Here is a 9,786-nt window from a genome sequence, read left to right as displayed (position 1 = left end):
GACTCAAAGCAGCATCAGCGGCATCTAAGGCTGCCTGCTTTGCTTCAGCGTCAGCAGCAAGTGGAGCCAGCTTTTCTTTTTCGGCAGCCAATGCTGCTTGAGCGGCAGCTAGTTCCGCCTGCTTTGTTTGATAAACTGCCGCAGTTTGGTCATATGCAGCCTGGGCAGCAGTCAAATCATCAGCAGCCTGGGCAGCCGCAGTTTCAGCTGCAGTGAGCTTGTAAGCACTGTCTGCCTTTGCGTTCTCAGCAGCGGCAAGACTTTCATTTGCCGCAGTCAAAGCTTGCTGCTTTTCAGCCAAATTGCTTTCGGCGCTTGCAAGTACCTGCTCTGCTTGAGCCAAATTGCCGTCAGCCGTCTTAAGCGCGGCAGCTTTTTCATCAGCCGTCTTTTGAGCTGTAGCGGTTGCCGCTTGTGCCTTGGCCAGCTCATCCTTAACTGCTGCTTCGTCATATGGATTTGCCAGGGCAGTCGTACCGCTAGCCTTTTCCCAAGTTGCTGGGTCGCTGATTTGGCCAAACTTAGTTTCTATATATGTATGCGTAACGTTGCCATCGGTTGTGGTAGTCGTCGTTTCTTGATCAGTAAGGTTTGGCACCACAATAAAGTGATACTGTTGAAGGTGATAGCCTTCGGCAACATCTGTACCATCTGCCGAAAATCCGACATAAGTAGTTAAATTTGAATCAGCTTTGTCAAATGCCAGCGTATTTAATCCGAGCAAACTAATTGCATGCCCCATTTCGTTGCTGTCTGTATTGTCTTCAAAAAGCATCCCCATAACGCCATCGAATACATTGAACTTTGCTTCATACATTGTAATAGTGTCAGAAATTCCAAGACTTGGAATGCCTACCGTTCTTAAGTTTTCGATTGCCTGGCCTTCTGAATCATCTAAAGCGAGCAAGCCGTATTTCTTGGCAACGCTGTTGACTACCGCATTGTCGTGGTGTTTTTTCGCACTGTTCCAGCGGTCCTTGCGGTAGCCTACCGCAATTTCGCTAGCAGCCGCATTTGCCCCAACTGATCCAACCGTTTTGCCGGCAAGATCAGCAGTGCCCAAAGCAATCCGGGCAGAGTTGAGCAACTGTACCAGATATGCATTTAATTCCTCTTGCTGCTCCTGGGTCAAGTTGTTTAAGTCGACTTGGACTTTTTTATCACTCTCTAAGCCATGGTAAGTATTCAAATTCTTCCCACTAGCCATTGCATCTGCCCAAGTATTAATCGCTTGCTTATAGGTGGCTTCATCAATTTCTTTATTGTTGTACTGCTTTTGCACGTTCGCAAATGCCAGCGTTGCCTGCTTCAAGGCATCATTGGCCACTACTTTCGGTAAAGCATCATAAGCTTGCTGTGCTTCGCTTTCAGCCGCCTGCTTGGCTGCCAAGTCCTTATTTGCGGCATCGCTGGCATCCTTAGCCTCGTTATCAGCATCCGTCAGTTCCTTAACCTGGATGCTTGCCTGATCAACAGCTTTCTGAGCCTCTGCTGCTTCTTTTGCCTTGCCGGACTGCTCGCTGCTTGCCTTTTCCAAGTTTTCTTGCGCAGTCTCGTCTGCTGACTTGGCCTCAGTCAAAGCGTTTTGAGCGCTGGCAGCTTCGCTTTTAGCATTTTGCAAATCTTCAGCTTTTGTTGACAAGCCAACGTTGTCAACTGCTTTTTGAGCTTGGTCAACATCTGCTTGAGCCTGGCTGACCTTGCTCTCTTGTTCAGTCAAAACACTTTGGGCTTCATCATTAGCAGTCTTAGCAGCTGCTTCCTTCTGACTGGCTGAATCCACGTCTTTTTCAGCCGCACTTGTTTCACCTTCAGCAGCGGCTTCTGCCTTTTGCGCGCTTTCCAAGGCCTCTTTGCTCTTTTGAGCCGTTTCAGCCGTGCTTTTGGCTGCTTCTTCAGCTTGGGCCTTCTTGTCAGCTGCAGCCTTAGCCGCAGCTTCCGCGTCGCTTACGCCAACCTTGTTTAAATCATCTTGGGCCTTCTTTTGTGCTTCTTCAGCTCGCGCGGCCTGGCTGGCTTGGCTTGCAGCCGCCTGCTTGGCAGATTCAGCTTCCTGGCTGGCAGCGTCTGCCCGATTATTTGCTTGAACATTGTCCAACTCTGCCTGGCTGGCTTCACTCTCGGCTGCTGGCAAGTCCGCGCTCGCTTGGTCTGCCGCAGTTTGGGCAGCCGCTTGCTCAGAGCTTGCCTGATCATAAGCACTTTGAGCTTGATCAACCGCGCTCTTGGCTGCTTCTTCAGCCTTTTGGGCGCTAGTTGCTTGATCAGCAGCAATCTGCTGCTGCTTCTCCGCCTCGCTGACCGCAGTCTTTGCGTTTTCAACCGTATCCGCTTGAGCGGCTTGAGTCGTCACTTCAGCTTTTACGCTGCCCTGACTGATCGCACCAACACCAACCACGCCGATCCCGGCAGTCGCAACTACCGCAATTTTTCGCAAATCTTTCTTTGTCTTATTTTCCATATGACTCACCTATATAAACAAACAATGATTGGAGATATTATCTCTTTGCCTTTATTATACAAATAAGTCATGCATCAACAAGCACCTATCTTAATGATCATTTGCAAATCTTTTTAAAATTACGTAAAAAGCGCAAAAAAGTCCCGCTTTTAAGCGGGACTTTTTATTATATAATCTTTGACAGCTTATGCCTGTTGGTAACGGTCCAAGTCTTTTGAATAAACTACAGCTACTAAGCCTTTCTTCAAGGATAACTTGCAACTATCTTTTTCCGGCAAAAACTCATTCGAGGTAAAGGAACGAATGTAATCACCGCTGTAAGGAGCCAAGTCATACAAGGCTTCTTGAATCGTCAAATCTTCCACCGGCATGAGGCAGGTCACCCCAAAATAAGTGTAATCCTGCCTTTTCAACTCATAACTGCCGGCTTGCCGGTAAAATATCAAATTCTGCTTGTCGACCAAGGTCAACTGGTTGGCATACTTGCGCAGCTCTGGATTCAAAATGCCAAAAGCGTTGATTGCCGCGTGGTCCAGCCGGCCGCCAGTTGCCCCGTATACGCGCAGCTGGTCAATCTGGTAGTCGCCAAAAGCAATTCCCAGCATCAATTCTGAATCGGTCCAGTCCTTTTTTGGCACCGAATAGCGGATATCGTCGGCTGTTCCTTCCACCCAGGCCAATTCATCCGGCTTCAGCGAATCAAAATCCCCAATCGCCAGGTCCGGCTTAAAGCCTAATTCCAGCAAAAACAAGGCTCCTCGGTCAACCCCGATCAACAGGTCACCAGCTTCCCGGGCCCTCTTCAACCGGTCCTTCAAATCTGCCGGCCACTCTTCCTTTGGCCCGCCAAGCAATACTGCAGCATCCATCACAAAACATCCTGTTCTATTCTTACTTTAAATATTCCGGAATCCGGCCCTCTGCAATTTCCGTCCGCATGGCCAGATAATCATCATAGCGGAAAGACGCAATTTCTCCCAAAGCCAGCTGGTCCTTGACTGCGCACTTGGGCTCATGCAGGTGCTGGCAGCCGCGGAACTTGCACTCAGAACTGAGCGCCTTGAACTCTTTGAAATAGCCGCAAAGCTCATTCAGCTTGATCGGCGTCAGATCGATTGCCGAAAAGCCCGGCGTGTCTGCCAGAAAACCATCCCCCAGTTTAAACAGGGTCACCGTCCGGGTCGTGTGCTTGCCCCGGTTCAGGCTGGTCGAAATTGCCCCTGTAGCCTGCTTGGCATCTTCCTTGATAAAGTTCAGCAGAGTCGACTTCCCGGCCCCCGACTGACCAGCCAGAGTCCAGATCTCGCTTTCCCCGATCTGCCCTGGCAGTTCCTCAGCAAGTTCTTCCCTGCTCAAGTAGACCCGGTAGCCGATTTTTTGATAATAAGCCAGCTGGCTTTCAATTTCTTCCAGCCGCTCTTTTTCAAGCAGATCGCTCTTGGACAGGTAGATGGTTACGGCTACCCCCTGCCAGGCAAAAAAGACCAAGAAGCGGTCCAACAGGGCCGTTGAAAAATCTGGTTCAACCGCGGAAATAACCAGGAGCACGTGGTCGACATTGGCTACTGCCGGCCGGCCAATCCGGTTCTTGCGAGGCAGAATCTTCACCAAATAAGCCAGGCCCTGGTCATCCAGTTTGACCTGCACGCTGTCGCCTACCTGCGGCTTTTCGCGGTTCTTGCGGAAAACGCCTCTGGCTCTGGTCCGCACGACTCCAGCTGGCGTCTGTACGTCGTAGTAGCCGGCGATCAAGGAAACAACGGTTCCCTGCACTATTTCTGCCATTTAGTCCCCACTTTCACTGTCATCTGCCGTAACTGTCTCATCAACTACGGTTTCATCATCACGGACGATCTTGATCTTGCCCGCTCCCTTGGAGACAGAGAAAGTAATCGTAAAGTCCGTGTCCTTGGTTATGTACTGGTCCCGGTAGATATTGCCGAGACTGTGGTTATCGTCTTGAATGTAAATGCGGACATGGTTGCCCTGCGTTGACGAGGAGCTGGCGCTCTCTGAACTGGAATCGTCGCTAGAGTCACTGGAGCTTGAAGAGCTGCTTTCAGCCTGGTAGTCGACCGTGTAGGTCTTCTTGACTTCTTTCTTCTCGGCCCCTTGGGAAACCGTAACAGTCAGAGTATCCCCTTCAGACACCTCAGTGCCGGCGGCTGGATCGGTCGAAATCACCTTGCCGCTGGCAACACTGTCAGAATAGTCTTTTTCAACCTTGACAGTCAGCTTCTTGCTCTTAGCATAGGACTGGGCGTCCTCCAAACTCTTGCCGGCCAGGTCAGCCAGCTTGAAGCTTGCCTTGCTGCTTTGGCTTGTGGCTTTAGGCTGATCTTCCAGAGCTACGGCCACCACCAAAGTAATCGTGGTCTTGGTGGCATCGACCTTGCGGCCGGACTTGATGCTCTGCGAAATAACCAATCCGGGCACGTATTCGTTTGACGGAGCCTCCTTGCTCTTGACCTTGAAGCCAAGTTTAGTCAGCTTCTTTTTAGCCGTCGCCAAATAAAGGCCCTCAACATCGGGAACCTTGGTCAAGACCGGACCCCTGGAAACCAGCAGGCTGACCTTCCGGCCCTTGTCGACCGCGCTGTCGGCCTTCGGCGTCGTTGAAATCACTTTGCCCTTTTTGACATCGCTGGAATAAGTCCGCTTGACCGCGCCAACGGCCAGGCCAGCGCTTTTCAGCGAGGTCTTAGCAGCCTGTTCGGTCATGTTCACGACATTGGGCACCCGCACGTTATTGTGGCCAACGGCGAAAAACATGAAAAGCAGAATGGCAAAAATCGGGAAAATCGACCCGATCCACCACCATTTGTACTTTTTGATGTTGGCCCACAAAGACCGCTTCTTAGGCTGCTCAGCCTGATCAGCCTGCTTCTTTTCAGCCTGCATGACCTTGCCGTTCAAAGCCGGCAGAATCTTCGTTTCATCATTGTTGCCGTGGCTCGGCTGATAGACTGCTTCTCCGGCCCGGCTCGGGTCCAGACTGGAATCCAGGTCAGCCTTCATTTCCGCAACGGACGCATAACGGTCCCGCGGATCCTTGGCAGTTGCTTTCAAAACAACGTTTTCCAAGGCCTGGGGAATCGCCTTGTTTTGCTTGCGCAAAGACGGAATGTCGTCTTCGGCATGCTTGAGGGCAATTGCCACCGGCGTCTCGCCGTTGAAAGGCACGTGCCCCGTCAGTGCCTCATACAAGATGATCCCCAAAGAGTAAATGTCAGACTGCTTGGTGACCATCCCGCCCCGGGTCTGCTCAGGCGACATGTAGTGAACTGAGCCCAGAACCGAATTGGTCTGGGTGATCGCGCTTTGGTTCAAGGCAACAGCGATGCCGAAGTCGGCAATCTTGATGTTGCCCTTTTCATCCATTAGGATGTTCTGCGGCTTCAAGTCCCGGTGAATCACATTGTGCTTGTGGGCCAGTTCCATTGCCGACAGGATCTGGTCCATGATCTTGATGACTTTCGGCAGTGGAATCGGGCTGTTTTCCCTAATGTAATCCTTAAGGTCCGGCCCCTTGACATATTCCATGACCATATACGGCAAGCCGTGGTCAGTTCCGACGTCAAAAACTGAGACAATATTGGGGTGACTTAACTCACTGGTGGCCAGGGCTTCTCTTTGGAAACGGGCCAAAACCTGTGAGTCTTTCTGCAAGTCAAGGCGAATAATCTTAACGGCGACCTGTCTTTTCAAAATTATGTCATCAGCCAAGTAGACGTTAGCCATCCCGCCTTCACCCAAGGTGTCAACGATCCGGTAACGGTCTCCAAGCAAATAACCTTTATTGATCACTCGCGCCATCCTCCTCATTTACGGCCAGGCAGACGGTGATGTTGTCCCCGCCGCCCAGACGATTGGCTTCATTGACCAACTTGTTGCAGCGTTCCTGCAAATTCAGGCCCTTGGTTGCCAAAACCTGTTGAATCAACGGGTCTGACAGCGAATTGGTCAAGCCATCAGTGCAAAGAAGGAACACGTCGTCGGTCTTCATTTCAAGTTCATTATATTCCGGATCAATCGTGCTTGAAACGCCCAATGCTTGAGTGATGATATTTTTCTGCGGATGGGTCTTGGCTTGTTCCTTGGTGATCTGCCCCATCTTGACCAGTTCATTGACTAAAGAGTGGTCCTCAGTGATCTGCTGGAAGTTGCCCTCGGAATAACTGTAAGCACGGGAGTCTCCCAGGTGAGCAATCAAAACGTCCTGGTCGAAAAAGATAGCCAAGACGATCGTGGTTCCCATCCCATTCAAGTCAGGGAAGCGGTCAGCAGCCTTCAAAATCGTTTCGTTTTCTGAACGCAGCTGAACGTCCAGCCATTTTCTGGCCAGTTTCTTGTCATGCAGGTCGGTGCTGGCGAAGTTGTGGCCCAAGTGGCTGACTGCCATCGTCGAGGCTACATCCCCGCCCTGGTGGCCGCCCATGCCATCACAAACGATAGCCATGGTCACTCCCACGCGATTTTTAAAAATCTGCACGAAGTCTTGATTGCTCTCTCTAACTCTACCAATGCTTGAAGCAAATGCCGTTTTAATCACAAGTACTAACCTCTTGTCGTAAACTTGGCAATGAAAAATCCATCACTGTTGTAGCTGTCCGGCAAAATTTTCAGCATCCCCTTGGGCGCTGAAATCTTGGCCGTCTTAAATGGTTTCAATGCAAAATCTGGATGCGCGGCTAAAAATTTCCGCACGTTTTCTTCGTTTTCTTCTACAGAGATCGAGCAGGTGGAGTATACCAACTCCCCGCCCTTTTTCAGCAAACCGGCCATTTCATTCAGTATATCCAGTTGAATCTTGGCCAGATTCTCCAGGTCCGCCGCGGTTTTCGTGTAGCGGATTTCCGGTTTGCGGCGCAGCAGTCCCAAACCGGAACACGGTGCGTCTACCAATATCTTATCAAATTCTTGCGCGGAAAAATACTCCGTTGCCTTTCTGGCATCCAGAGCCTTGACCCGCAGGCGGTCAGCCACGTGCATTCTGGCTGCGTTTTCCTTAACCAGGCGCAGCTTTTTCTCATGAATGTCCAAAGCCGTCACCCGGCCATTTGGAAGCTGCTCGGCCAGCTGGATCGTTTTGCCGCCAGGAGCGCTGCAGGCATCCAAGGCCTGCTCGTTTCCCTTAAATTCGAACGCTTCGGCAACCAGGCTGGCCGCTTCGTCTTGCACCGTTACTTCCCCGTCTTTGAAAAAGTCGGTCATGACGATCCCGCCGCGGCTTAAGGCGTAGCTATCCGCAGCCAGCGGCGATTCTTTCGGGTCGAAGTGGGCCTTCTTCAAATCCCTGACCACCCGCTGCTCGTCAGCCAGGCGGGAGACGCGGATTTCATTTTTAGACTTGCTGTTGAAGCTGGCCATGATTTTTTCGGCCCGGCTTCTGCCCCAGTTGGCCGTAAAATAGTCGCTCAGCCAGACCGGCATGCTGTATTTCACGCTGAGATAGTCGCCAGACGCGGGATCCGGCAGCACTTCACCCTGCCGCAGCAGGGCCCGCAGAATCCCGTTGACCAGCCTGAAGCCATTGGATTTCGGCCGGCCGTAAGCCTTGGCCAGTTTGTTGGCCTCATCCAAAACGGCCCGGTCGGGCACCTTGTCCAGGAAGAAAATCTGGTAGGCTGACATCAGCAAAAGGGGCTTTAAGTAGGCTTCTTTAAGCCGGCTCTTCACCAGGCCGCGAAGCTGGTATTCCAAATAAAGCTGGTACTGGATGGTTCCGTATACCAGGTTGGTGGCCAGGCGGCTTTCTTCTGCCGGCAGCTTGGCTGCCTTCAAGGCATGGTTCAGACTGATATTTGAGTATGAGCCTTGGTTGATGACCTTCATCAGGGTATCCAAGGCAACCGTGCGGGCGTTAGTCTTCATCGACAATCTTTTCTCCTGCTGCAAATTTCTTTCCCTGGCCGTTCAAAAAGTCCTTGATCGGCATGGCCTTCTTGCCTGTCGGCTGAACGTTCAGCAGGTTCAAGACCGTGTTGTCGGCAAAACTGATGGCAAAGCGGCCCTGGTTGGTCAAAAGGTGGCCTGCTGGCAGGCTTGAATTGTCCGGGGCTACTTCAGCCTTCCAGACCTTCAGCCGCTGGCCCTTGATCATCAAGTAGGCACCCGGATCCGGGTTCAGGGCCCGGATCAGGTTCTTGGCCTCAGTTGCCGTCATCTTCAAGGAAATTCTTTCTTCAGCCTTGCTGATGGTCGGTGAGAAAACGACCTGGCTTGGATCCTGCGGCTTCTTGACGATCTCGCCCCGGGCGATTTTCGGCAGGGTCTGCAAGAGCAGGTCACGGCCTAAAGGCGCCAGTTCACTGAAGACTTCCCCGCTGGTTTCATCGTCTCTGATTGGCAGGGCAGCCTGGGCATACATGTCGCCGGCATCCATTTCCTTGACCATTTCCATGATCGTTACCCCGGTCTGCGCGTCACCATTGCGGACGGCGTATTGAATCGGCGCCCCGCCCCGGTATTTCGGCAAAAGCGATCCGTGCACGTTGACGGCCGCGATTTTGGCGGTCTTTAAGAACTTGGTCGGCAAAAACTGCCCGAATGCCGCCGTGATGATAAAGTCAGCCTCCAAAGCCATCAAGTCGGCCAGTTCAGCTGACCGGGAGAGGCGAACCGGCTGGTAAAGCGGCAGCCCATGTTCCAAAGCCACGTCCTTGACCGGTGAAAAAACGATCTTCTGCTTGCGGCCGACCTTCTTGTCTGGCTGCGTTACCACGGCCTTCACGTCATAGCCGGCTTCAATCAGGCCTTCCAAAACGGTGGCGCCGAACTGCGGCGTGCCTAAAAAGATTACTGAATTCACGATTGTACCTTTTCCTTTACATAATTCTTTCTGGCTCAGGATCAATCTCCACGTTCAGGCCGTACTTCTTAACTTCCTGGGCCTGATCCTGAATTTGATGCAGGAGCTCATTTAAGTGCTTTTCTCTCTTATATTTTACCAGTATTTGGTAATAATACTGATTTTTTAGCCGACTAATTGTCGCCGGCGCCGGACCAAGGACGATCGTGGGCGCCTTCAAGACGCTCAGCAGCTGCCGCTTGATTTTGAAAGCCTCCCTGGCCGCATTCTGCTCGTTTTTGGCGGAAACTGACACCAGGACCGTGTAGAAATAAGGCGGATAGTCGCCAGCGTGGCGGACCTGCATTTCCTTGGCGTAAAAGAGTTCATAGTCCTGCTTTTGCGCCAGGCGAATGGCGTAGTGGTCCGGGTTGTAGGTCTGGATCATTACCTGCCCTTCCTTGTCGGCCCGGCCGGCCCGGCCGGCAACCTGGGTCAGAAGCTCAAAGGTCTTTTCCGAAGCATTGTAGTCCGG

The 9,786-nt window shown here is 51.9% G+C and carries 7 protein-coding genes and 1 pseudogene; all 8 read right to left on the bottom strand.

What is annotated here, in order from left to right; all coding sequences use genetic code 11:
- A partial coding sequence (locus tag lacNas_RS07705; RefSeq protein ID WP_201346749.1) for an SEC10/PgrA surface exclusion domain-containing protein occupies nt 1–2,461 on the bottom strand: 2,461 nt, incomplete at its 3' end.
- A 185-nt stretch (nt 2,462–2,646) separates the two neighbouring features.
- The gene (locus lacNas_RS07700) at nt 2,647–3,330 is read right to left on the bottom strand and encodes a thiamine diphosphokinase (protein WP_201332071.1); all 684 of its coding nucleotides are present in this window, start codon (nt 3,328–3,330) and stop codon (nt 2,647–2,649) included.
- 22 nt (nt 3,331–3,352) lie between these two features.
- Entirely contained in the window at nt 3,353–4,246 is an 894-nt protein-coding gene (gene rsgA, locus lacNas_RS07695) for a ribosome small subunit-dependent GTPase A (protein ID WP_201332070.1), read from the bottom strand.
- The gene (pknB, locus tag lacNas_RS07690) at nt 4,247–6,268 is read right to left on the bottom strand and encodes a Stk1 family PASTA domain-containing Ser/Thr kinase (protein WP_201332069.1); all 2,022 of its coding nucleotides are present in this window, start codon (nt 6,266–6,268) and stop codon (nt 4,247–4,249) included.
- Nucleotides 6,258–7,013, bottom strand: a complete 756-nt coding sequence (locus tag lacNas_RS07685) for a Stp1/IreP family PP2C-type Ser/Thr phosphatase (RefSeq protein WP_201332068.1) — start codon at nt 7,011–7,013, stop codon at nt 6,258–6,260. The genes pknB and lacNas_RS07685 overlap by 11 nt, the downstream gene beginning before the upstream one ends.
- Nucleotides 7,014–7,018: 5 nt before the next feature.
- Nucleotides 7,019–8,335 (bottom strand): 16S rRNA (cytosine(967)-C(5))-methyltransferase RsmB, encoded by a 1,317-nt coding sequence (rsmB, locus tag lacNas_RS07680; protein ID WP_201332067.1) that lies wholly within the window; start codon nt 8,333–8,335, stop codon nt 7,019–7,021.
- Complete coding sequence (gene fmt, locus lacNas_RS07675) at nt 8,325–9,272, bottom strand: methionyl-tRNA formyltransferase (protein WP_201332066.1); 948 nt, start codon at nt 9,270–9,272, stop codon at nt 8,325–8,327. The genes rsmB and fmt overlap by 11 nt, the downstream gene beginning before the upstream one ends.
- Before the next feature lie 16 nt (nt 9,273–9,288).
- Nucleotides 9,289–9,786: pseudogene (locus lacNas_RS07670) on the bottom strand (primosomal protein N'); the annotation flags it as partial.

Origin of the sequence: Lactobacillus nasalidis, assembly GCF_016587775.1 — a bacterium.
Taxonomy (GTDB): domain Bacteria; phylum Bacillota; class Bacilli; order Lactobacillales; family Lactobacillaceae; genus Lactobacillus; species Lactobacillus nasalidis.
The sequence above is the reverse complement of the archived record's forward strand: the minus strand, read 5'-3'. Positions and strand labels throughout refer to the sequence as shown.